We start from the raw sequence: 20,589 nt of genomic DNA, 5'->3' as shown, positions 1-20,589 counted from the left end.
ACCGTGCCCTGCGGCACGGTTTTTTTACAGACGTTGTTAATCTCACCAGAAAGGACGGATTATGTCAGAGCAGCAATTACCAAAAGATTTTTTATGGGGCGGCGCGGTCGCAGCACACCAGGTTGAAGGCGGCTGGGATCAGGGCGGTAAGGGTCCCTGTATTGTGGATGTCCTGTCCGGCGGTGCGCACGGCGTTGACCGGGTGATCACCGACGGTATCGATCCGGCGCACCACTACCCTAACCACCTGGCGGTGGATTTTTACCATCGCTATAAAGAAGATATCGCGCTGTTTGCCGAGATGGGCTTTAAGTGTTTTCGCACGTCGATTGCCTGGACGCGCATTTTCCCTAAAGGTGACGAACAGGAGCCTAACGAAGAGGGACTGAAGTTCTATGATGACCTGTTTGACGAACTGCTGAAGCACGGTATCGAGCCGGTGATCACCCTGTCCCACTTCGAGATGCCGGTGCATCTGGTGAAAGAGTATGGCGGCTGGCTGAACCGTAAAGTGGTGGACTTCTTTGTGCGCTACAGCGAAGTGGTGCTGAAACGCTATCAGCACAAAGTAAAATACTGGATGACCTTTAACGAGATCAACAACCAGCGTAACTGGCGCTACCCGCTGTTTGGCTACTGTAATTCCGGGGTGATTTTTAACGAGCACGAAAAACCCGAGCAGGCGATGTATCAGGTACTGCATCACCAGTTTGTGGCCAGTGCGCAGGTGGTGAAGCTGGGCCACCAGATCAACCCTGACCTGCAGATCGGCTGTATGCTGGCCATCGTCCCACTCTATCCGTGGTCATGCCATCCAGACGATGTGATGTTTGCACAGGAGTCGATGCGTGAGCGCTACCTGTTCGGTGACGTGCATCTGCGCGGCTACTACCCCTCCTACATCCTGAAAGAGTGGGAGCGTAAGGGCTATCAGATTGAGATGCAGCCCGGGGATGAGCAGGCGCTGCGCGAAGGCTGTGCCGACTACCTGGGCTTCAGCTACTACATGAGTAATGCGGTGCAGTACTCGGCCAAAGACAGCGACGACGGACGCCATATCGAAGGCTTCCCGGGCAGCCGTCCGAACCCGCACGTCAAAGCATCCGACTGGGGCTGGCAGATTGACCCGGTAGGCCTGCGCTATACGCTGAATGCCTTCTGGGAACGCTATCAGAAGCCGATGTTTATCGTTGAAAACGGCTTTGGTGCCTACGACACCGTTGAAGCCGACGGCCAGATCAACGATGACTACCGCATCGCCTATCTGAAAGCCCATATCGAACAGATGAAAATTGCGGTACTGGAAGACGGCGTGGACCTGATGGGATACACCCCGTGGGGCTGCCTGGACTGCGTATCGTTCACCACCGGCCAGTACAACAAACGTTACGGCTTTATCCACGTGGATAAAAACGATGACGGTACCGGCACGATGGCCCGTTCGAAAAAGAAAAGCTTCGACTGGTATAAGCAGGTGATTACCAGCAACGGCGCGGATCTGTAACAAAACGCCAAACCGGGGCGACCGGAAAAGAGCGTCGCCCCGGGGAACATCCTTCCTTTCTTCACTGCTGACCGGTACAGATCCCATCGCGGTCCGGCCAGCAGATCCCGTCAGGTACAGCACGCAGGCAAGCATCCCAACGCGGTTAGCGGTATCACCGCCAGCGTTACCTTTCAAAATCCGTAGCGGATCGCATCCTTGCTCTGCTGCATCAACGCGTCGATTTTTTCCGAGTAGCGTTCCACCCCCTGACCGTCACCCGCCTGTGAACAGGCACGGCGTTTAGCGTTATAAGCTTTCATCAGCTGCGCCTGGGCAAAACCCGGTTTGCCGTAGCGCGACATACTTTCCTGCCAGCACTGAATGGCGCTGTCGCTGTCTCCCGCGGCCATAAACTGTTTACCCAGCTCATTCAGCGCCTCTGCACAGTCTCTGGCTGGCAACGCCTGCTGTAAGATCTTATCAATGGCATCCATAAAGCCTCCTGAATCAATTAGTGAAAGAAGTTAAGGATATGGCCAAACACCAGCCCGACCCCGATCACATCCGAGTCACTGAAGGTGACATTCTGGAAACCGTACTGGCCGAGCAGCGGCAGAAGCAGGGCGGGCAGCAGCGTAATAAACAGCCCGTGGAACACGCCGCCGATGATCGCCCCGCGTCGTCCGCCGACCGCGTTAGCGAAGATCCCGGCAGTACCGCCGGCAAAGAAGTTGGTCAGCATTCCCGGCAGGATCATCGCCAGCCCCACCCACGGGAACAGAAACATCCCGATCACCGCACCGGCCGTGGTGGAAATAAAGCCGATAATCACCGCATTCGGCGCATAGGGGAACAGCACCGGACAGTCGAGCGCCGGAACCGCATCCGGAACAATGCGCAGCGCAATACCGCGAAACGCAGGCACAATTTCAGCCAGCAGCAGGCGCACGCCCGCCAGCAGCACGTACACCCCCACCACAAACTGGATCGCCTGCAGGAAGCTGTAGACCAGATAATTGACGCCGTTAGACGACGCCGCCACCACTTCTGGCCCGGCCGCCACTGCCGGGATCAGATAGATCGGGATCATCACCACCATCATTGACAGATAGGTGTCCTGCAGGAATGACAGCGCCTGCGGCAGCTCCACATCTTCCGTACTTTTACTGACGTCACCGGTTACTTTTGCCACCCCGGCCTGCACCATATAGCCGATGGTGCAGAAGTGGCCGAGGGCAATATCATCCCCGCCGGTGATCTTACGTACGATCGGCTGGGCAATCGCCGGCATCAGCACCGCCATCACCCCGGCGATCCCCCCGCCAAGCAGGATCAGTTCCACACCGCGCAGCCCGCCCATATAGCCGATCACCGAGCACACCGTCGCCATCCACAGGGAAGCCTGCCCGGTCAGGAAGATGTACTTATAGCGTGTCAGCCGGGCGATAAGGATGTTAACGACAAAAGCGACCACCATAATCAGTGCCGTTTCGCGCCCCAGCGTTTGCTGCGCGATACCGGCAATCGAGCCGACATCGGTGACCACGCCACGCATATTAAAACCTTTCTGGAAGATATCGCCGAGAAAGGTCAGTGTGGCAACAATAATACTGGCTCCGGAGAGCAGCACTAAAAAACCCAGTAACGTTTTTAATGTGCCGGTAATAACCTGACCCGGACTTTTTTTCAGGGCGATCAGACCAATCATGGCTATCAATGAAATAAGAATTGACGCCTGCCCCAGCACATCATGGACAATAAAAGTAAGGAAAGACATAATACTCCCCTGTTTTTGGGCACAGATACCCTTCCGGCTCAGGCGGCATAATACCGCGTAAACAATGGAGGGTTATTGGTTTAGATTAAAAGGAAATTAAATAAGATAGCCTTTCTCTTTCAGAATCGGTTCTAGTTTTAATTTTATTTCATTCTTATCTACCAGGCGCTTCAGGTAGATAATGGTTGAGTTGATCGTATAATGCTGAAACTGTGAACGGAAGTTTTCCCCGGTCATGATAATATCCGCCCGGGAGGAGGTTGCACTGGAAATATCACAGTGTGATAGTTCAGCATCAACACCCAGATCTTTCAGGGCCGCTTCAATACTCATTTCGCAGGCAAAACTGCTGCCAAGCCCGGCACCGCATACGGCCAGAATAGATAATTTTTTCATCAGGCATACCTTATTAAGTGTCTGTAAGTCCGCGACCACTGACTGCGGGTATGTTGACGGGCATCCCTGCCCTGCTGCGGTTTAAAATTGCTGAAGAATCTTCATCACCGCGGGTTTATCCCGTGCCTGCCTTAACTGTTCAACCACATTGTCCTCACAAAAAAGCTGAGACAGGCTGGCGATCATTTCAATATGTGAGTGGCTGTCGACAGCGGCCAGGGCAAATATGACATATACCGGGTCATTATCTTCACTGCCAAAACTCACGCCTTCGGAAACAATTAACAGAGAGAGTGCCGTATGATTCACCCCTTCTTCTGGTCGGGCATGAGGCATGGCAATCCCCTCACCCAGCACATAATAGGGGCCAATCTGTTCATGCATATCATAAATAGCGTTAAGGTATCGGGGCTGTACGGCACCATTATCGATCATGGGTTGCAGTGCAATCTCCACCGCCTTTCGCCAGTTATCAGTATGCGTTAACAGTGTCAGATTACTGTGATTAATCCAGTCGGTTAACATACCTCGTCGCCTTTTAATTACCCCAAACGTTAATTCACTATACTTTTTGCAGAAAGATAAAAATGTGATCGGGCTGACTTATTTAATAATAAATAACTTATTATCAGTTAATTATATTAACAGCCATGGTTATCCGCTGGCGAATTAAACCAGTGGTTACACTCTTTATTAAATATGCCGCCAATATTCAGGATTAATCCTGGTTATTGTTAGCCCTGTGAATGTAGATACGCAACCTGATCGATATTCTCCTGTAGCCAGTGAACTAATTGGGTGAAGTCAGTCTCGCACCGCTGATCGGCGACCCACACCGGCCCCAGCTGCATCGGCTCGGCGCGATCGGCCAGCTCTTGCAGTTCTGCCACATAATCCGCTCCCGGGTGGCCCGGTAACCTTGAGCCCAGCCGGCTGCTGTAGCGTTGTGCCGCCATCTCACCGGGGATCTGACACCAGACCTCCACCACACGTTCAATTCCTGCCGCCGGGATAAAAGCGGCCAGATCTGCTTTGGGCTGGAAGCCAAACCACGCATCGACGATAAAGGTATGGCCCGCCGGGGCGGCGGCAATAATCGACCAGATCACCTGATAAGCAGCAATGCCCAGCTTACGGTTCATCGGGCGATCGATCCCGTCGATCTGACGCATAAACGGCTCTTTGATCTGATCCAGCGTCAGCAGCGGCCAGCCGGTTTCCGTCGCCAGACGGGTAGCAATATGGCTTTTTCCCGACGCGGGTACACCGTTCACCATCACCAGGCGTTTACCCCCGGGCTGGGGAACGGAATGCGGCAAAACAGACGACTCAGGCATGACGGTTTTTTTCCTCTGCTTTACGGGCGTGGAAATGCTGCCCGATAACGGCCTGGATTTCACGCAGACGGGGGATGGCCAGGGTTTCCAGTTTTTCGCGGGTGACGCCGCTGTCCAGCGAGATGCAGTCTTTCCATAATGCCCGCCCGGCAATGACGCCGGAAGCCCCGTTGCTCATCGCATCCGCCACCTGCGTCAGGAAGGTGCTGTGATCCACCCCTGCAGAGAGTACGGCCCACGGCACGTCGCCGGCAAGCGCCGTGATAGCGGCACAGTCCTTAGCCGACCCCGGATACGGGATCTTCAGCACCTTGGCTCCCAGTGCCAGCGACAGTTTCGTTCCTTCATAAATCAGTGACGGCACCCGGCTTTTATACGCTTCCTCCGTTTCGTCAGGCAGCGGATAGGTCAGGAACTCGACCACCAGCAGCAGGTCTTCACGGGTAAAGTCTTCAATGCAGTGACGCAGGATATCGAGGTTATGTTGATTGGCATCCGGGCGATCGGCACGTAAATAGACCATAATTTTACCGCCGTTACCGCCCAGTTCGCGCACGCGGCGGGCGCTGATGCCCTCGACCAGACGCGAATGACGATAGCCTTCCGGCGTGGTGTCAAAACCGGAGGCATCCAGGCCGATCAGCAGGGCGGTATCTCGGGCAATGATACCGTCATCCACCAGGTCGGGCACCGCGCAGACGGCATCCACCAGCACGCAGGAGGCCTGACTGGCAAGGTAGCGGGTAATGTCGGCTTTAATACCGCCGAGCTGGTGCTCGGAGATGGATTTTTGTTGTTCAGGATCGGCGCTTAACAGGGTACGCATTGCGCCGCGCTGGTCGCAGGCAATCACCAGCATCGCGCCATTGCTGCCGCAAATTTGCTGATAACCGCGCAGTTCAGAAGTGGACATATGTGACATGAGATGTGCTCCGTTGTAGAGATACCAGGTAAAAAAGCCGTCAGCGACGACCCGAAAATTACCTTTAGCCTGAGTGCACGACGCCGGGCTGATGCCGGTGAATCTCCAGTCCTGTCAGGGGTTTCAGCCACCTGTGCACATTGCAATTTTTCTGGTGTTGCGCAATAATTCTCCAACCGATGAAATGAGTGTAATACATTGCAGAAAGGAATTACAACCCTGAAAGAGCCTCTTTTACAAGATCCCGCCACCACGCGGGCGATGATGCATATGGTGGCGAAGCTGCACTATCAGTCCGATATGTCGCAGGTTGATATCGCGAAAAAGCTGGGGGTTTCCACCGCCACTATTTCGCGTCTGCTGACCAAAGCCCGTGCTGCGGGCATTGTGCGCATAGAGGTGATTGAGCTGACCTCACCTGAGGAGATCACGGCGGATCTGATCGCCCGGCTGGGGTTAAAAACCGCCGCCGTGGTTGAGTCGCCGCCCGCTAACGTCCTCAGCGCGCTCAGCGCGCCGCTGGCATCATTACTCCAGCAGGCCGATCTGGTCAGCGGGTCGGTGGTGGGGATTGGCTGGGGGCGTGCGGTGCGTGAAGTGACGTTATCCGGCCTGCCGCGCCTGCCGGGCGTGCTGACCGTGGCGCTTAACGGCGGTATGCAGCAGGCGGCAGCGCACTTTCAGATTAATGAATTTGTGCGCCAGGCCGCAGAACAGATGGCGGGGACCCCCCACTTTCTCCATGCGCCCTATATTTCATCGCCGGTGCTGCGTGACGCGTTTCTCTGCGACCCGGGCGTGCAGCAAATTACCTCCCTGTGGGATAAGCTGGATGTGGCGATTGTCGGCGTCGGCCTGACGCATCATGCGCCGCACGCCAGTGAAGCTTCTACCGCCACGCCTGATGAGCAGGCCCTCAGTCACGCAGCGGGCGATGTGCTGCGCCACTACGTCACGGAACAGGGAGAGGTGCTGCACTGGGAAGGTGAGCAGCGGATGATCGCCGCTTCACCCGACCAGCTGCGCCAGTCGCCTCTGTGTATCGGCGTGGCGGCCACGCCGGAAAAAGCCGCCGGGATTATCGGGGCCGTCCGCTCGGGGATGATCAATGCCCTGGTCACCGATATTAAAACCGCTCAGGCCATTATCGACCGTCTGGTCAGTGACCCTCAATAAATGCGCTGGCTGTCTTTGTCCAACGGGCAAAGACAGCTAATTAACGTAAAATGAATACGTTATCAGAAACAACCTAAAGCTGATTAATTCTCATTACGTCTTTATAGCCCGCTTTGATATAAATAAGAACAGTTATCATAACTATTTAAAAACCAGAACAATTCAGATTCATCATGGAATGATTATCACTTACCAATCAGTCCTTTAGCTGTGTATAAATAAATTAGCCAATGCTATATAAAACGGTTTTTATTTTATCAGTCTGGGTGCATAATGCGCAGAAATCACCTCTTTTACTCGTTATGATTTACGTTCCAGATACATTTACCGTGTCTCTGCAACGCAAATTATTGAGAGTAGAAATCTCGCTAAAAATATAATGTTAAGGAGTCACCATGCTGACGAATGAAATGACCGCTCAGTTGAACGATCAGCTGAATCTGGAATTCTACTCTGCCAACCTGTACCTGCAGATGAGCGCATGGTGCAATGACAAAGGTTTTGAAGGGGCTGCCGCGTTTATGCGTGAGCATTCCACCGAAGAGATGCAGCACATGCAGCGTCTGTTCAACTACCTGAGTGATACTGGTGCCATGCCGGTGCTGGGCACTATCGACGCGCCGCCGGTCACCTTTAACTCCCTGCACGAAGTGCTGGAGCAGGCCTATCAGCACGAGCAGCTGATCACCAAAAAAATCAATGAGCTGGCACATGCCGCCATGACCACGCAGGATTACTCCACCTTTAACTTCCTGCAGTGGTACGTCTCTGAGCAGCATGAAGAAGAGAAACTGTTTAAATCTGTCCTGGATAAACTGGCGCTGGTGGGTAACAGCGGTCAGGCACTGTTCTTCGTGGATAAAGACCTGCAGAAACTGAGTGAGCCCGGCGCGCACCAGGCCTAATCGCTGCGGTCCCGCTAAACGGGGGCGACCTTTTCCGGTCGCCCCTGCTGAGAAGCTGTCCTTCCTGTATTAACCCTGTTACTGCCCCTCCCGCACGGCCTTTACCTGCTGCGGCGTCACCTCACTGGCCTGATTTCCCCAGCTGTTACGCACAAAGTTGCTCAACCCGGCGACCTGTTGATCCGTCAATCGCCAGCCAAAATCCGGCATTCTCATGCCAGTCAGCGCCTGTCGGGTGACAGGTGCCCTGCCGCCGTGCAGGATCATTGAAATCAGTGATGAAGGATCGTTGCCCTGCAGCGCTGCGTTGCCCGCCAGTGCGGGGAAGGTGCGGGCATAGCCCCGGCCGTCGCTGCGGTGGCACGCCGCACAGTTATCCTGATACAGCGCCGCGCCGGGGGAGTTCAGATCGGCATAATCCTCGCGCGCCAGCGCCGTGGAGAACGTGCCGGCGGGCAGGCTTTTCAGGAATACCGCGATAGCCTTGAGATCGGCCGGTGTCAGGTACTGCGTACTCTGTTCAACCACATCGGCCATCGGGCCAAACGCCATGGTGCGGTCGTTCTGCCCGGTTTTCAGAAACGTGACGATATCCTGCGGCGTCCAGCTCCCCAGTCCCCGGACATTGTTACCCCGCAGGTCGGGCGCATGCCAGCCGCCAAGGGTACCACCGGTAAGATAGGCGCTGTCGTGGTGGTCCTGCCCTTTTTCCTGCAGGGCGAAACCGCGCGGCGTATGGCAGCTGCCGCAGTGTCCCGGCCCCAGTACCAGCCATGCCCCGCGGTTCCACTGTTCGCTGTGCAGCGGATCGTTAAGATAGCGCTCGTCATCGTGAAACAGCAGGTTCCACACCCCAAGCGGCCAGCGTATGCTCAGCGGCCAGGGAATATCGCTTTTGCGGTTCTCCTGCCGCACGGCAGGCACCTCCTGGGTAAAATAGTCATACAGCGCGTGCACCTGCTGGTCATCAAACTTGCTGAACGCGGTATAAGGCATCGCCGGATACAGGTTCCTTCCGTCACGGGCCTTGCCTTCGCGCAGGGCGCGGGAAAAATCCTGATAGCTGTAATCACCGATACCCGTCCGGGCATCCGGGGTAATATTGGTCGAATAGAGCGCCCCGATGGGCGTCTCCATCTTCAGTCCGCCGGCGTAGGGTCGGCCTTTTTCGGCGGTATGGCAGGCCGCGCAGTCCGAGGCCAGCGCCAGGTAATGCCCCGCGCTAAGACTGTCAGGGGCGGCGGCACGACTTCCGCTGGCGGCCACCAGCAGCACACACAAACCATAGTGTCGTATATTCATCACTGACTCCCTGTCAGGCCTGTACCAGCGGTCCGGGCTGGGCAAGATAATCGGTGCGGATGGCATGCGCCGCCCACAGCGCCGTGGCACAGACAATCCCGGTGGGGTTGTAGGCCAGATTTTGAGGAAAGACCGATGCCCCGAGCACAAACAGGTTGTGCACATCCCAGCTCTGTAAATACTTATTCACCACGCTGGTTTTCGGGTTATCCCCCATCACCGTCCCGCCCGTGGTATGGGTCGACTGATAGGGCCGCACGTCGTAGTGGTCACCTGGCTTCATAAAGCCTGACTCCACGTGCTGCGCTCCCATCTCACGGGCAATCTGCTCAGCCTTACCCTGCATAAACTGCGTCATCTTCAGCTCATTGGGCTGCCAGTCAAACGTCATTCGCAGCAGCGGCTGGCCGTGGATGTCGCGGTACGTCGGGTCAAGATCCAGATAACACTGCCGGTAAGGCATGACCGAGCCGGACGATCCGATGCTCATGGTGTGCAGATAGTGCTGCTGGATGCTCTTTTTCCAGCCGGAGCCCCACTGCGGGGAGCCCTGAGGCAACTTCATCTGCTGGATAGGTCGCCCGCCGCTGGTCGCCGCCCCCAGGGTGGCCCCACCAATAAAGCCCAGCCCGCTGTGGTCAAAATTCTCAGCATTAAAATCGTCAATAAACGTGCCGGTCACTCCGGAGGCGGCAAACGGATTGAAGTTATGCCTGTTGCCGAAGAACAGATCGAGGCTGCCGTTCATCTGGTAAGCGTAGTTACGACCAACCACCCCTTCCCCACTTTGCGCATGGTAAGGCTTACCGATCCCCGACAGCAGCAGCAGCCGGACGTTATGCAGCTGGAAAGCGCTGAGGATCACCAGCTCCGCAGGCTGCTCATGCTCCTGTCCCTGCTCATCCACCCAGATCACCCCGGTGGCCCTTTTGCCGCTGGCATCGGTGTTGATGCGAATGACCTGCGCCCGGGTGCGCAGGGAAAAGTTAGAAAACTGACGCAGTGAAGGCAGCACCGTTGACTGCGGCGACGCTTTTGAACCATTAAAACAGCCGAAGCGTTCGCAGAATCCGCAATAGTTACATACGCCGAGCTGCACGCCGTAGGGGTTCTTCCAGGCCCCGGTACAGTTTGCCGCCGGAATGGGGAACGGGCTGTAACCCAGACTTTCGGCTGCCCGTGCAAACAGCTGTCCGGCGTACTGCTGCTTCAGCGGCTTTGTCGGATAAGGGGCGCGGCGCGGGGCTTCAAACGGATTGCCTCCGGCAATGTGCAGACCGTCAATATTGCCGGCCATGCCTGAGGTTCCACAGATCTTCTCGAACTTTTCAAAATAAGGCTCCAGTTCGTGATAGCTGACGGGATAATCCTGCAGCGTCATATCCGCCGGGATCACTCCGACGCCGTAGCGTTCCGTCACGGTACTGCGCAGTTTCAGATCGGCCTCCAGCGGCCGCCACAGCATGCCGTTCCAGTGTACGCCTGCACCGCCCACGCCGTTACCGGGCAGGAAAGAGCCAAAGCGCCGGTAGGGCATGGCACGGTCGGCAGAGGTGTGGCGTACCGTCACCGTTTCACGGGCGGCGTTCTGGAACAGTTTCAGGCGAATGCCGTACGTCAGCTCGTCGGTAATACGCGGATAGGCAAAATCAGGCCAGGTGTCACGATTTTCTCCCCGCTCCAGCGCCAGGATATTCAGCCCGGTTTCTGCCAGTTCACGCGCCATCAGCGCGCCGGTCCAGCCGAAGCCGATAATCAACACGTCAACCGAAGGATGTTTTAAGCGGCTCATTATCACCCCCCCCTGCGGCCGGAAATGCTCACCGGCGGCAGCGGATAGCGCTGCCCGGGATGATCCATCTGATCCAGATAATCGGCCCGCGCCCCGGGGAAGCCAATCAGCGTCCAGCTGGCCAGCGTCTGATTGCCGCCGTGCTGCGGATCGGAAAAATACCCTTCTTTGGTATTTTCCAGCAGTTGGGTAAAGAATAAGGCACCGGGTACCTGTTCTAAATTGAGATGTCCGGCTTCCAGTGCGGTGAGCACCTCATCCTGCTGTGCTGCCGTCAAATCCGCGAAATCCGCATGATACTGCTGCTGACAGTAGCGGTCGGCGGCGGCAATCCCCCGGCGGTAGGTCTCACGCGGAACCAGTGAAGACTGATAGCCCAGCTGCGGGATGGCTTCGGCAAACGGCGGCTGCATATACCAGAGCTGTCCGTAGCCGTAGGGCTGCTCCATCTGCCGGTCAATGAACACCGGGACGCCTTCACTGACGGCACCGGGGCCGAGGTCGTCTTCGGGGATCAGACGGGCACAGGCCGCGATAATAAAACGCCATTCGCCCGGGTTAAACCACAGGGGAACCGGTTCAGAAGAGACGCCACGGGCAGGGGTACCCGACGCGAGTGCGGCGGACGGCGCAATCCCGCGAGCGGCCACCGCAGCCAGCGGGATCAGCGCCACAGATTGCTGTAGAAAACGTCGCCTTCCACGGGCGACCTCATCGTGATTTGCCATTGTATTCTTCCAGTGAACAGTCAGAGCCACCCCGGACTGGGGCCAGTGCATCAGCAAAAAACCATGCGTTTTGCGGGGGATAACATAGGCGACTGCGCAGAAAAAAGAAAAATGACGGAGGGGGAAAACTGTTAAGGAATATGAGAAAAAAGAAGGAATCTTCCTGGATAACCGATTCAGCCGGTTCAATTCTAACGGAATGATGTCAGGGTGCGGATCGCACCCTGACATCAACGACTATGGCGTCGCTTTTAACGTCACCCAGTAACCTGGCTGGTAGGTCACCGGCAGGAAACGCTGATGGAATTCACGGAAGGTGGCGTCCGGGTCGATATCGCTAAACAGCTCAGGATGCAGCCATTTGGCGATCATCTGAATGGCGACAAACTGGTACGGGCTGTCGTAGAACTGATGCCAGATGGCATGGACATTGCCGTTGGTCGCCACCGGCAGGGTGCGGAACGCCGGGCGCGCCATCAGCGCGGTTAAACGCTGCGTTGCCAGGGTAAGATCGGCTCCCGGCCCGACGCCTACCCAGCCGCCGGCGGTGTTGTAATTTTTCCAGTTAGCCCCGGTGACGATCACCACGTCCGGGCGCGAAGCAATAATCTGCTCCGGGTTCAGCGTGCCAAACGTGCCCGGGATCAGGCCTTTGGCAATATTGGTGCCACCGGCCACTTCGACCATGCGGCCGAAGTTCTCATCACCGAATGACATACAGCACTCTTCCGTATAGCCCCCGGCGCGATCGAGCATCACCTTCGGGCGCGGACCCTGATAGTTTTTCAGTCGCTCGGTCACGATGTCGATCTGCTGCTGGCGGAAGGCGATGATCTCTTCCGCACGCGCGGGCTTGCCGACCAGTTGCCCCATAATGCGGATACTTTTCACTGCATTCTCAAACGGCTTTTCACGGAAGTCGATAAACACCACCGGAATGCCGAGTTTAGCGAGTTTTTCGGTGAGCTTAGACTCATCGGTGGCCGCTTTCGACTCCAGATTCATCAGCACCAGATCGGGCTTCAGCGTCAGCGCCTGCTCAACGTTAAAGGTGCCGTCTTTGGCTCCGCCAAAGGTCGGCAGAGCGGTGATTGACGGGTATTTTTTGGCGTAGATCTGATAGCTGTCGAAATCGGCTTTTGGCAGATCGTCGCGCCAGCCCACCACGCGCTGGAATGGCGCATCGGTGTCAAAAGCGGCCAAAAGATAGATCTGCCGCCCTTCCCCGAGGATCACCCGCTTCACCTCAGATTTAATTTCGACTTTACGGCCGCTGACGTCTTCCACCACAAACGGTGCCGCCATCAGGCTGGAGGAGAGGATCAGGCTCCCCATCAGAATCACTGCTTTACCCCAGAACGTCATCGCACTCTCCACAAAGGAAATAATTATTATTCTCAATCTCAGAATTGCGCAGGAATGCTACGACGGCAGGGAGGTCATTACAAGATGTGTCAGAAAATATTGCCTGAGCCGCACAGGGAGGCTCAGACATGACCCTGGAAGGAGAAGCGGTAGAACCGGGTGTCCACCGCCATTAACGGGAAGCGTGCAGGCAGGTCGGCGGGCGGGATAGCCTGAAAGCCGTTTTTTTCATAAAAACGGTGGGCCGCGAGAAATTTCGCGGTGGTCCCGAGGAAGATATCCACCACACCCCGATCGCGGGCGTGCATCATCAGCGTATTGAGCAGCGCAGAAGCCACCCCCCACTCCCGCCCGCGGTAAGGAGCAGCCACAAACATTTTGCGCAGGGCCGTCTGCTGCTGGCCGATATCCTTCAGGCCGATACAGCCCACCACCCGGTCATCAATCTGCGCCAGCCAGAAATCCCCCGTCCCCTGCTGATAAAAATGTTCAATATCACTCAGGTCTGGCTGCTGCTCTGCGGTGATCGCAATGCCGAACTCCTGATTCTGGATCGGCAGGATCAGCCCGACCACACCCGGCTGATATTTTGCCCGGTAACGCTGAATAGTCACAAGCTCGGTAGGCATCATCTCTCGCTCCACTGGGGTTAAAAGAACAGGTTACTGGCGGTTTCAATCTATCGCTTTTACTCCCGCGCTGGCGAATGAAAAATCATCCACAGTAAGATGAATTTCTTTCCTCACACACGGGGTGTGCTCCGCATCAGCCGGTCGCGGCCTGCCGGCAATGAAAGCGAAATAAACGCGCGAGCTCAGCCCCCATCGGCGTCAGGGTGGTGTCTTTACGCTGAATCAAATAAAACGTGGCCTTCGGCAGGGGCTCTTTCATCGTCAGCGCCACCAGCTGATTACCCAGAATCGGGTCACCGATGACGTCGCTGGAAAGGATGCTGACAAAATCACTCTGCGCGATCAGGCTGGTGCAGGCCATAAAGGTTTCACAGGTGACGCCGATCGCCGGGGCCATGCCCATATCGTGCAGCAGGTCGTGCAGCAGGCGGTAATAACTGCCGCGCGGGGTGGGCATGGTCCAGTCGCAGTGCTGCAACTCCGCCAGTGAGGTGGCGTGTTCACACGGATGCCCTTTGCGCATCACCACCCGATATTCGCGCTCCATCAGGGGTTCATAGCTGAGTTCGCTGTCAAGATGGCCGGGATAGGAGGTATTAATGGTGAAATCCAGTTCGCCCTGACGCAGTTCGGGGATCATCGATACCAGCTGCCCCTCCACGATGCGGATCTTAACCCGGGGAAACTGGCGGCGGAACTGGGTGATCACCTGCGGCATCAGGGTGCGGGCAATGCTGCCCCCGACCCCAATATTGACCGTGCCGCCCGCCAGCCCTAACCGCTGCTGAATATCCTCCTGCGCGACGCGCAGCTCTTCGATGACCAGACTCGCATGTTGGAAAAAGTTATCACCGATTTCGGTTAGCGCCACCCCCTGGCTGCGGCGAACGAACAGCCTGGCACCCAGTACCGCCTCCAGTTCCTGAATCGATTTAGTCAGTGCAGGCTGAGACAGCCCGGCGGCGCGGCTGGCGGCACGTATGCTGCCGTGACGGGCCACCTCAACAAAGGCGCGCAGCTGATGCAGCTTAATGGATGCGGGCATGGGATCTCCGTTTGATGATAACCCCTGTTTATCAGTCACAAGATATTGGCATCTTCTGCCTGGGGATTCCATTGTGTAGAACAGAAAGTGATAACCCTGAAATGACGATGCCCAAACAGAAGGATGATCCTATGCACGAGGCGATTGCTGACGTTGTGAAAGAGATGGTTCCCCGCCTGCAGGAACGGCGGCGTGACCTGCATAAATTTGCCGAATCCGGCTGGCTGGAGTTCCGTACCGCCACGCAGGTAGCCGCTGAACTGCACCGCCTTGGCTATGCACTCCAGCTTGGCCGGGAAGTGGTAAAGGCGGAGGAGCGCATGGGCGTCCCCGCCGCGGAGGTGCTGGCACAGCACGAGCAGCGTGCGCTGGAGCAGGGTGCGCTGCCGGAGTGGATGCCGCACTTCTCCGGCGGCTTCTGTGCCATTGTTGCCACGCTGGCCACCGGCCGCCCCGGCCCGGTGATGGCATTCCGCGTTGATATGGATGCGCTGGACGTGATTGAAAACCAGACCTCCGCGCACCGCCCGTATGCCGAAGGCTTTGACTCTGTGAACCCGGGCATGATGCACGCCTGCGGGCACGACGGCCATACCACCATTGGCCTGGGCCTGGCTCAGGTGCTGAAGCAGTTTGAAGCCGATCTTGTCGGTACCATTAAGCTGATCTTCCAGCCCGCCGAGGAAGGTACGCGCGGGGCAAAATCAATGGTTGCGGCCGGCGTGGTTGATGACGTCGACTTCTTTACCGCCATCCACATTGGTACCGGCGTGCCGGCGGGCGAACTGGTGTGCGGCAGCGATAACTTTATGGCCACCACCAAGCTCGACGTCAGCTTTCGCGGCAACGCCGCCCATGCAGGGGCACGCCCGGAAGAAGGCAGCAATGCACTGCTGGCCGCCGCACAGGCTGCACTGGCACTGCATACCCTGACCCAGCACAGCGGCGGCAGCGCACGCGTCAACGTGGGCGTACTGCAGGCAGGCACCGGGCGTAACGTGGTCGCGGATCGCGCCACGATGAAGGTGGAAACGCGCGGGGCGACGAATGAAATTAACGACTTTATCTACCAGCGCGCCCTGCAAGCGCTTGCCGGTGCTGCCGCAATGTACGGCGTTGAGCATCAGATCGCGCTGATGGGTGAGGCGCGCAGCAGTCAGCCGACCGCCCCCTGGGTGCGTTATATCCGCCGTCAGGCGGCACACATTCCGGAACTGACCTCGCTGGTCGATACGCGTGGCATGGCCGCCGGGTCGGAAGATGCCACCTTCATGATGGAACGGGTAAAGCAGCGCGGTGGCCAGGCCTCCTACATTATTTTCGGTACCGATCTGAGCGCCGGGCACCACAACGAAAAATTCGACTTTGACGAACAGGTGATGGCCGTCGCGGTGAAAACGCTGGCGGCGATTGCGGTCAATATTGCCGAATTCGAACCGGAGGCGTGATGGACGCGGAAATAAATGACTTTGTGGCGGACTACATCGACCGGCATCAGGCACGCTTCAGTGCGTTAAGCGACGCCATCTGGGATCGGCCTGAAACGCGCTTTACCGAAACCTTCGCCGCCGGGTTGCTCTCCACGGCGCTGGAGCAGGAAGGGTTTCGCATTGAGCAGGCCGCAGGGGGCATCGATACCGCTTTTATCGCCAGCTATGGCAGTGGTCAGCCGGTGATCGCCCTGCTGGGCGAGTATGACGCCCTGGCGGGGCTGAGCCAGCAGGCAGAATGCAGCACGCGCCGCCCGCTGTTGGCAGACGGCAACGGCCACGGCTGCGGCCATAACCTGCTGGGTACCGCGGCGCTGGCCGCCGCCTGTGCCGTCAAAGCCTGGCTGCAACAGAACGGCACTACGGGCACGATTCGCTTTTACGGTTGCCCCGGCGAAGAGGGCGGCTCCGGGAAAACGTTTATGGTCCGCGAAGGACTGTTTGACGACGTCGATGCCGCACTGACCTGGCACCCGGAGGGCTTCAGCGGCATGTTTAATACCGCCACGCTGGCCAATATTCAGGCGGCATTTCATTTCAGCGGCGTGGCGGCCCACGCGGCCAACGCGCCCCACCTCGGGCGCAGTGCGCTGGATGCCGTGACCCTGATGAACACCGGCGCGAACTTCCTGCGTGAGCACATTATTCCCGACGCCCGGCTGCACTATGCAGTGACCAATAGCGGGGGCAGTTCCCCCAATGTGGTGCAGGCGGAGGCGGAGGTGCTCTATCTGGTGCGCGCCCCGCAGCTCGATCAGCTGCAGGATATTTACCAGCGGGTGACCGATATCGCCAGGGGGGCCGCCCTGATGACCGGCACTGAAATGACCGTGCGCTTTGAGAAAGCCTGCTCCAACTATCAGCCCAACCGGGCGCTGGAAAGGCTGATGTACGATCGTCTCTGTCACTTTGGCCTGCCTGATTACAGCGCGGAAGAACGCCAGTTTGCCGCCGAGATCCGCCAGACGCTGAGCGCCGACGATCTGCGCAATGCCCGGCTGAACGCCGCGCGAACCGGGGGATCGGCGGGCGGCGAGTGGGCAGCCGCGCTGGGCGATCGCGTACTGATGGACAGTGTGGCACCGTACACCGCCAGTGAAGAGGTGCTGTACGGCTCGACTGACGTCGGTGATGTCAGCTGGGTGGCCCCGACCGCGCAGTGCTTCACCCCCTGCTTTGCCTTCGGCACGCCGCTGCACAGCTGGCAGCTGGTGGCCCAGGGCCGCACCTCCGTCGCACACAAAGGCATGTGTCTTGCAGGCAAGACCCTGGCCGCAACCGCGCTGGCGTTGTTCAGCGATAACAGCCTGCTGGCAGAAGCACAGCAGGCGTTCCGCCGCCAGCGCGCGGAGCAGCCCTATCGCTGCCCGATCCCGGCAGGGGTAACACCAACGCCGCTGGCGTAGCGATTCCAGACAGACCCGGAGGCCTGGCTCGATCCCGGCCCCGTTAAAAAAACAAAACGCAAACAACAACACAACGACGACAAGGCATAGGGTGAACACCAATGAGCGAGACAACGGCAGCGAACAAAAGCCCGGGAAGGATCTTTTACTGGATTGAACGCATCGGCAACAAGGTGCCTAATCCGTTTCTGTTATTCGTCTATCTGATTGTGGTGCTGATGGTCTCGACCGCACTGCTCTCCTGGTTCGGCGTGGCGGTGAAAAACCCGGCCAGCGGCAAAATGGTGGAGGTTAAAAACCTGCTGAGTGTCGCGGGCATCCAGTGGATCCTGCCAAATATTATCAAGAACTTCAGCGGCTTTGCCCCACTGGGGTCGATCCTCGCGCTGATGATCGGGGCCGGGCTGGCGGAGCGTACCGGGCTGCTGCAGGCACTGATGAACAAGATGGCTTCCTTTGTCAGCGCCCGCTATGCCAGCTATATGGTGCTGTTTATCGCCTTCTTCAGCCATATCTCCTCCGATGCCGCGCTGGTGGTGATGCCGCCGCTGGGGGCGCTGATGTTTATCGCCGTTGGCCGCCATCCGGTTGCCGGGCTGCTGGCGGCGATTGCCGGCGTCGCCTCCGGTTTTACCGCCAACCTGCTGATCGTCACGACCGATGTGCTGCTGTCCGGGATCAGCAGTGAGGCGGCCAAAGCGGTCAGCGATACGGTTCACGTCAGCGTGGTGGATAACTGGTTCTTTATGGCCAGCTCGGTGATAGTGCTGACCGTTGCCGGGGGCCTGCTGACCGATAAATTCGTGGAGCCGCGCCTGCCCGCCTGGCAGGGTAACAGCGAAGAGACGCTGGCCAGCCTGACCCCCCTGCAGAACCGTGGCCTGCTGATGAGCGGGATTTCCGCGCTGATATTTATCGCTCTGGTGGCGCTGATGGTGGTACCGGAGGGGGCCATGCTGCGCGATCCGGCCAGCGGGTCGATTATCCCGTCGCCGTTTATTAAGGGCATCGTCCCGCTGATTATTCTGTTCTTCTTTGTGGTCTCCATCACCTGGGGCGTGTCGACGAAGCAAATCAAACGGCCCGATGATATTCCCGCTCTGCTGATTGAACCGATGAAAAGTATGGCCGGATTCATCGTCATGGTGTTCCCGCTGGCCCAGTTCGTGGCGATGTTTAACTGGAGCAATATGGGGACGTTTATGGCGGTGGGGCTGACCGACCTGCTGGAGCAGATGGCGATGACCGGTGCCCCGGCGTTTATCGGGCTGATGTTCCTGTCCGCGTTCCTCTGCATGTTTATTGCCAGCGGTTCGGCTATCTGGTCGATCCTCGCACCGATTTTCGTGCCGATGTTTATGCTGCTCGGCTTTCATCCGGCCTTCGCCCAGATGATATTCCGCATCGCGGATTCTGCTGTACTGCCGCTGTCCCCGATGTCGCCGTTTCTGCCGCTGTTCCTCGGCTTTCTGCAGCGCTACCGCAAGGATGCACAGCTCGGCACCTATTACACGCTGATCATGCCTTACCCGCTGGTGTTCTTTGCCGTGTGGATCCTGCTGCTGCTGGCATGGTACGCCCTGGGGCTGCCCATTGGACCGGGCGTCTACCCTTCCATGCCGTAAGGGGCCGGTCTGAGGGTTAAAAGTTATAAAAGAAGGTCAGCCAGGTGGTATCCGGCAGCCCGTCGCTGGTGGCCGTGAAGGTGTGTTCCAGGTAGAAGGAAAGACCATAAGCGACATGGACATACGCCCCGAGATAAGCGTGACGGGCATGGTAATGCTCGTTGCCGCGCAGGCGTAACGTATCGGCCGCCAGATAGGGCTGCACGGCGTGCAGCCAGGTTTTTCCCGGTAAAAACGTATAGCCAAAAAACGTCTCCAGTCCGTAACCGTGGCGGGCGAAATAGCGCGCGACCGACTTCCTGCCGCTGACCGGCACATAGTGCCGGTACCAGGTCGCGGTGCCAACCAGCGTCCAGCGGCCCGGTCGCCAGCGCAGCGCCGCACCGCTGAAGTGTTGCCGGTAATGACGTCGTTCTCCCCGGGCATCCGTCACTGTCGCATTGGTCTGATCCCAGGCGGCACTGAGCGTTAAATCGCGCCGGGCCTGATAATCGACGCCGATGCCCTCCCCGTGCCGACGCTGATAGTGCCTGTCATCCGCCAGCGGGGCAGCGTGCTGCGGCAACAGATAGTCGGCATAGAGTGTGTAACGCCCCAGCGTGTTTTTATACTTAAACGCGTTGCGTGGCCGATCGCCGCCGCCATAATCCCCCGGGACGCCAATCCAGTTTGCGCTGGCATTACCGTCGAAATCCCAGATATCACTTTTACTGCCGATGACGTCGTAATAAACCCCGTGCTGGTGACCATAGGTCAGCTGGCCGACGTGCCGCAGGGCTATGCCGCCAAACATCTGGCGTTGAATATCCCAGTGCTGATGAGGGTTATAGTGATGTTTCAGCCCCAGAACGTGAGCGAGATCAACGCCCCACAGATAACGCCCCACAACCGAGAGCGCAGGGGTCAGCTGATAGCCCGCCGTAAAGCGAAAACGTGAGCCGCCATCATGGCCGTGCCGGCGCAGATCGTGCGTCGCAGAGCGATCCCAGACAAATTCGGGGCGGATACTGCCGGCTATTTTCAGACTGAGGGGCGAGAGCAGCGGATCGCTGAAGGTGTTTTTTCTGATGACGGTGATCTCCGCCCGGGTCCGTGATGCCCACAGCATCAGCACCAAAAAACAGAGCGGCATCCCGGCCGCTTTTGCACAGTTGGTCATAAAACTGACTCCGTAAGTAGGGTAGACACCTCACCTGCTTACAGAG

Annotated in this window: 19 protein-coding genes; 6 read left to right on the top strand and 13 right to left on the bottom strand. The window is 57.7% G+C overall.

What is annotated here, in order from left to right:
- Positions 1 to 61: 61 nt before the first annotated feature.
- Positions 62 to 1,504, top strand: a complete 1,443-nt coding sequence (locus ACZ3HG_RS08965; protein WP_465332706.1) for a 6-phospho-beta-glucosidase — start codon at positions 62 to 64, stop codon at positions 1,502 to 1,504.
- Positions 1,505 to 1,677: 173 nt separating this feature from the next.
- Here ACZ3HG_RS08965 and ACZ3HG_RS08960 read toward each other — a convergent pair whose 3' ends face one another.
- From ACZ3HG_RS08960 to ACZ3HG_RS08935, 6 genes are all read right to left on the bottom strand, one after another.
- Positions 1,678 to 1,980: a hypothetical protein gene (locus ACZ3HG_RS08960; RefSeq protein ID WP_191933791.1), complete on the bottom strand. Its 303-nt coding sequence runs from the start codon at positions 1,978 to 1,980 to the stop codon at positions 1,678 to 1,680.
- A 17-nt stretch (positions 1,981 to 1,997) separates the two neighbouring features.
- Positions 1,998 to 3,263 carry a PTS sugar transporter subunit IIC gene (locus ACZ3HG_RS08955; protein ID WP_191933790.1) on the bottom strand — a complete coding sequence of 422 codons (1,266 nt, stop codon included), beginning with the start codon at positions 3,261 to 3,263 and terminating at the stop codon, positions 1,998 to 2,000.
- A gap of 96 nt (positions 3,264 to 3,359) precedes the next feature.
- Complete coding sequence (locus tag ACZ3HG_RS08950; protein WP_062745966.1) at positions 3,360 to 3,659, bottom strand: PTS sugar transporter subunit IIB; 300 nt, start codon at positions 3,657 to 3,659, stop codon at positions 3,360 to 3,362.
- Positions 3,660 to 3,740: 81 nt separating this feature from the next.
- Positions 3,741 to 4,184, bottom strand: coding sequence for a PTS sugar transporter subunit IIA (locus tag ACZ3HG_RS08945; protein ID WP_062745963.1), 444 nt, complete (start codon positions 4,182 to 4,184; stop codon positions 3,741 to 3,743).
- Positions 4,185 to 4,393: 209 nt separating this feature from the next.
- Positions 4,394 to 4,996: a P-loop nucleotide/nucleoside kinase family protein gene (locus ACZ3HG_RS08940; RefSeq protein ID WP_191933789.1), complete on the bottom strand. Its 603-nt coding sequence runs from the start codon at positions 4,994 to 4,996 to the stop codon at positions 4,394 to 4,396.
- Positions 4,989 to 5,918, bottom strand: coding sequence for a tagatose-bisphosphate aldolase (locus ACZ3HG_RS08935; RefSeq protein ID WP_465332705.1), 930 nt, complete (start codon positions 5,916 to 5,918; stop codon positions 4,989 to 4,991). The genes ACZ3HG_RS08940 and ACZ3HG_RS08935 overlap by 8 nt, the downstream gene beginning before the upstream one ends.
- 198 nt (positions 5,919 to 6,116) lie before the next feature.
- Between ACZ3HG_RS08935 and ACZ3HG_RS08930 the strand changes: the two genes are divergently transcribed.
- Both ACZ3HG_RS08930 and ftnA read left to right on the top strand, forming a co-directional pair.
- Positions 6,117 to 7,094 carry a sugar-binding transcriptional regulator gene (locus tag ACZ3HG_RS08930; RefSeq protein ID WP_244633673.1) on the top strand — a complete coding sequence of 326 codons (978 nt, stop codon included), beginning with the start codon at positions 6,117 to 6,119 and terminating at the stop codon, positions 7,092 to 7,094.
- Between the two features lie 395 nt (positions 7,095 to 7,489).
- Positions 7,490 to 7,999: a non-heme ferritin gene (gene ftnA, locus ACZ3HG_RS08925; RefSeq protein WP_191933787.1), complete on the top strand. Its 510-nt coding sequence runs from the start codon at positions 7,490 to 7,492 to the stop codon at positions 7,997 to 7,999.
- Between the two features lie 78 nt (positions 8,000 to 8,077).
- Here the strand turns inward: ftnA and ACZ3HG_RS08920 are convergent, their stop codons facing one another.
- The 6 genes from ACZ3HG_RS08920 to ACZ3HG_RS08895 form a co-directional block, all read right to left on the bottom strand.
- Positions 8,078 to 9,301: a c-type cytochrome gene (locus ACZ3HG_RS08920; protein WP_465332704.1), complete on the bottom strand. Its 1,224-nt coding sequence runs from the start codon at positions 9,299 to 9,301 to the stop codon at positions 8,078 to 8,080.
- 13 nt (positions 9,302 to 9,314) lie between these two features.
- A complete protein-coding gene (locus tag ACZ3HG_RS08915) occupies positions 9,315 to 11,093 on the bottom strand; it encodes a GMC family oxidoreductase (protein WP_465332703.1) in 1,779 nt (592 codons plus the stop codon).
- Positions 11,094 to 11,095: 2 nt separating this feature from the next.
- Positions 11,096 to 11,821, bottom strand: coding sequence for a gluconate 2-dehydrogenase subunit 3 family protein (locus tag ACZ3HG_RS08910; protein ID WP_465332702.1), 726 nt, complete (start codon positions 11,819 to 11,821; stop codon positions 11,096 to 11,098).
- Between the two features lie 237 nt (positions 11,822 to 12,058).
- Positions 12,059 to 13,186, bottom strand: coding sequence for an ABC transporter substrate-binding protein (locus tag ACZ3HG_RS08905; protein WP_191933783.1), 1,128 nt, complete (start codon positions 13,184 to 13,186; stop codon positions 12,059 to 12,061).
- A 122-nt stretch (positions 13,187 to 13,308) separates the two neighbouring features.
- On the bottom strand, positions 13,309 to 13,818 hold the full coding sequence (locus ACZ3HG_RS08900; RefSeq protein ID WP_191933782.1) for a GNAT family N-acetyltransferase: 510 nt from the start codon (positions 13,816 to 13,818) through the stop codon (positions 13,309 to 13,311).
- Positions 13,819 to 13,951: 133 nt separating this feature from the next.
- On the bottom strand, positions 13,952 to 14,863 hold the full coding sequence (locus ACZ3HG_RS08895; protein ID WP_191933781.1) for a LysR family transcriptional regulator: 912 nt from the start codon (positions 14,861 to 14,863) through the stop codon (positions 13,952 to 13,954).
- A gap of 131 nt (positions 14,864 to 14,994) precedes the next feature.
- Here ACZ3HG_RS08895 and ACZ3HG_RS08890 point away from each other — a divergent pair, with 131 nt between their 5' ends.
- From ACZ3HG_RS08890 to abgT, 3 genes are all read left to right on the top strand, one after another.
- Entirely contained in the window at positions 14,995 to 16,311 is a 1,317-nt protein-coding gene (locus tag ACZ3HG_RS08890) for an amidohydrolase (protein WP_465332701.1), read from the top strand.
- Positions 16,311 to 17,759, top strand: a complete 1,449-nt coding sequence (locus ACZ3HG_RS08885; RefSeq protein WP_465332700.1) for a M20 family metallopeptidase — start codon at positions 16,311 to 16,313, stop codon at positions 17,757 to 17,759. Before ACZ3HG_RS08890 ends, ACZ3HG_RS08885 begins: the two co-directional genes overlap by 1 nt.
- 101 nt (positions 17,760 to 17,860) lie before the next feature.
- Positions 17,861 to 19,384: a p-aminobenzoyl-glutamate transporter gene (abgT, locus tag ACZ3HG_RS08880; protein WP_191933778.1), complete on the top strand. Its 1,524-nt coding sequence runs from the start codon at positions 17,861 to 17,863 to the stop codon at positions 19,382 to 19,384.
- Between the two features lie 16 nt (positions 19,385 to 19,400).
- Here the strand turns inward: abgT and ACZ3HG_RS08875 are convergent, their stop codons facing one another.
- The gene (locus ACZ3HG_RS08875) at positions 19,401 to 20,543 is read right to left on the bottom strand and encodes a porin (protein WP_244633672.1); all 1,143 of its coding nucleotides are present in this window, start codon (positions 20,541 to 20,543) and stop codon (positions 19,401 to 19,403) included.
- Positions 20,544 to 20,589 lie beyond the last annotated feature (46 nt).

Source organism: Erwinia sp. PME.40.26/001, from assembly GCF_055556675.1.
Note: the sequence above shows the minus strand (reverse complement) of the source record. Positions and strands in the feature narration are given on the sequence as shown.

Excerpts from the sequence above, each read along its gene's own strand:
- ACZ3HG_RS08960 (WP_191933791.1), bottom strand. The coding sequence starts at position 1,980 with ATGGATGCCATTGATAAGATCTTACAGCAGGCGTTGCCAGCCAGAGAC.
- ACZ3HG_RS08875 (WP_244633672.1), bottom strand. The coding sequence starts at position 20,543 with ATGACCAACTGTGCAAAAGCGGCCGGGATGCCGCTCTGTTTTTTGGTG.
- ACZ3HG_RS08920 (WP_465332704.1), bottom strand. The coding sequence starts at position 9,301 with ATGAATATACGACACTATGGTTTGTGTGTGCTGCTGGTGGCCGCCAGC.
- ACZ3HG_RS08945 (WP_062745963.1), bottom strand. The coding sequence starts at position 4,184 with ATGTTAACCGACTGGATTAATCACAGTAATCTGACACTGTTAACGCAT.
- ACZ3HG_RS08940 (WP_191933789.1), bottom strand. The coding sequence starts at position 4,996 with ATGCCTGAGTCGTCTGTTTTGCCGCATTCCGTTCCCCAGCCCGGGGGT.
- ACZ3HG_RS08910 (WP_465332702.1), bottom strand. The coding sequence starts at position 11,821 with ATGGCAAATCACGATGAGGTCGCCCGTGGAAGGCGACGTTTTCTACAG.
- ACZ3HG_RS08950 (WP_062745966.1), bottom strand. The coding sequence starts at position 3,659 with ATGAAAAAATTATCTATTCTGGCCGTATGCGGTGCCGGGCTTGGCAGC.
- ACZ3HG_RS08915 (WP_465332703.1), bottom strand. The coding sequence starts at position 11,093 with ATGAGCCGCTTAAAACATCCTTCGGTTGACGTGTTGATTATCGGCTTC.
- ftnA (WP_191933787.1), top strand. The coding sequence starts at position 7,490 with ATGCTGACGAATGAAATGACCGCTCAGTTGAACGATCAGCTGAATCTG.
- ACZ3HG_RS08885 (WP_465332700.1), top strand. The coding sequence starts at position 16,311 with ATGGACGCGGAAATAAATGACTTTGTGGCGGACTACATCGACCGGCAT.
- abgT (WP_191933778.1), top strand. The coding sequence starts at position 17,861 with ATGAGCGAGACAACGGCAGCGAACAAAAGCCCGGGAAGGATCTTTTAC.
- ACZ3HG_RS08900 (WP_191933782.1), bottom strand. The coding sequence starts at position 13,818 with ATGATGCCTACCGAGCTTGTGACTATTCAGCGTTACCGGGCAAAATAT.
- ACZ3HG_RS08955 (WP_191933790.1), bottom strand. The coding sequence starts at position 3,263 with ATGTCTTTCCTTACTTTTATTGTCCATGATGTGCTGGGGCAGGCGTCA.
- ACZ3HG_RS08895 (WP_191933781.1), bottom strand. The coding sequence starts at position 14,863 with ATGCCCGCATCCATTAAGCTGCATCAGCTGCGCGCCTTTGTTGAGGTG.
- ACZ3HG_RS08935 (WP_465332705.1), bottom strand. The coding sequence starts at position 5,918 with ATGTCACATATGTCCACTTCTGAACTGCGCGGTTATCAGCAAATTTGC.
- ACZ3HG_RS08965 (WP_465332706.1), top strand. The coding sequence starts at position 62 with ATGTCAGAGCAGCAATTACCAAAAGATTTTTTATGGGGCGGCGCGGTC.
- ACZ3HG_RS08905 (WP_191933783.1), bottom strand. The coding sequence starts at position 13,186 with ATGACGTTCTGGGGTAAAGCAGTGATTCTGATGGGGAGCCTGATCCTC.
- ACZ3HG_RS08890 (WP_465332701.1), top strand. The coding sequence starts at position 14,995 with ATGCACGAGGCGATTGCTGACGTTGTGAAAGAGATGGTTCCCCGCCTG.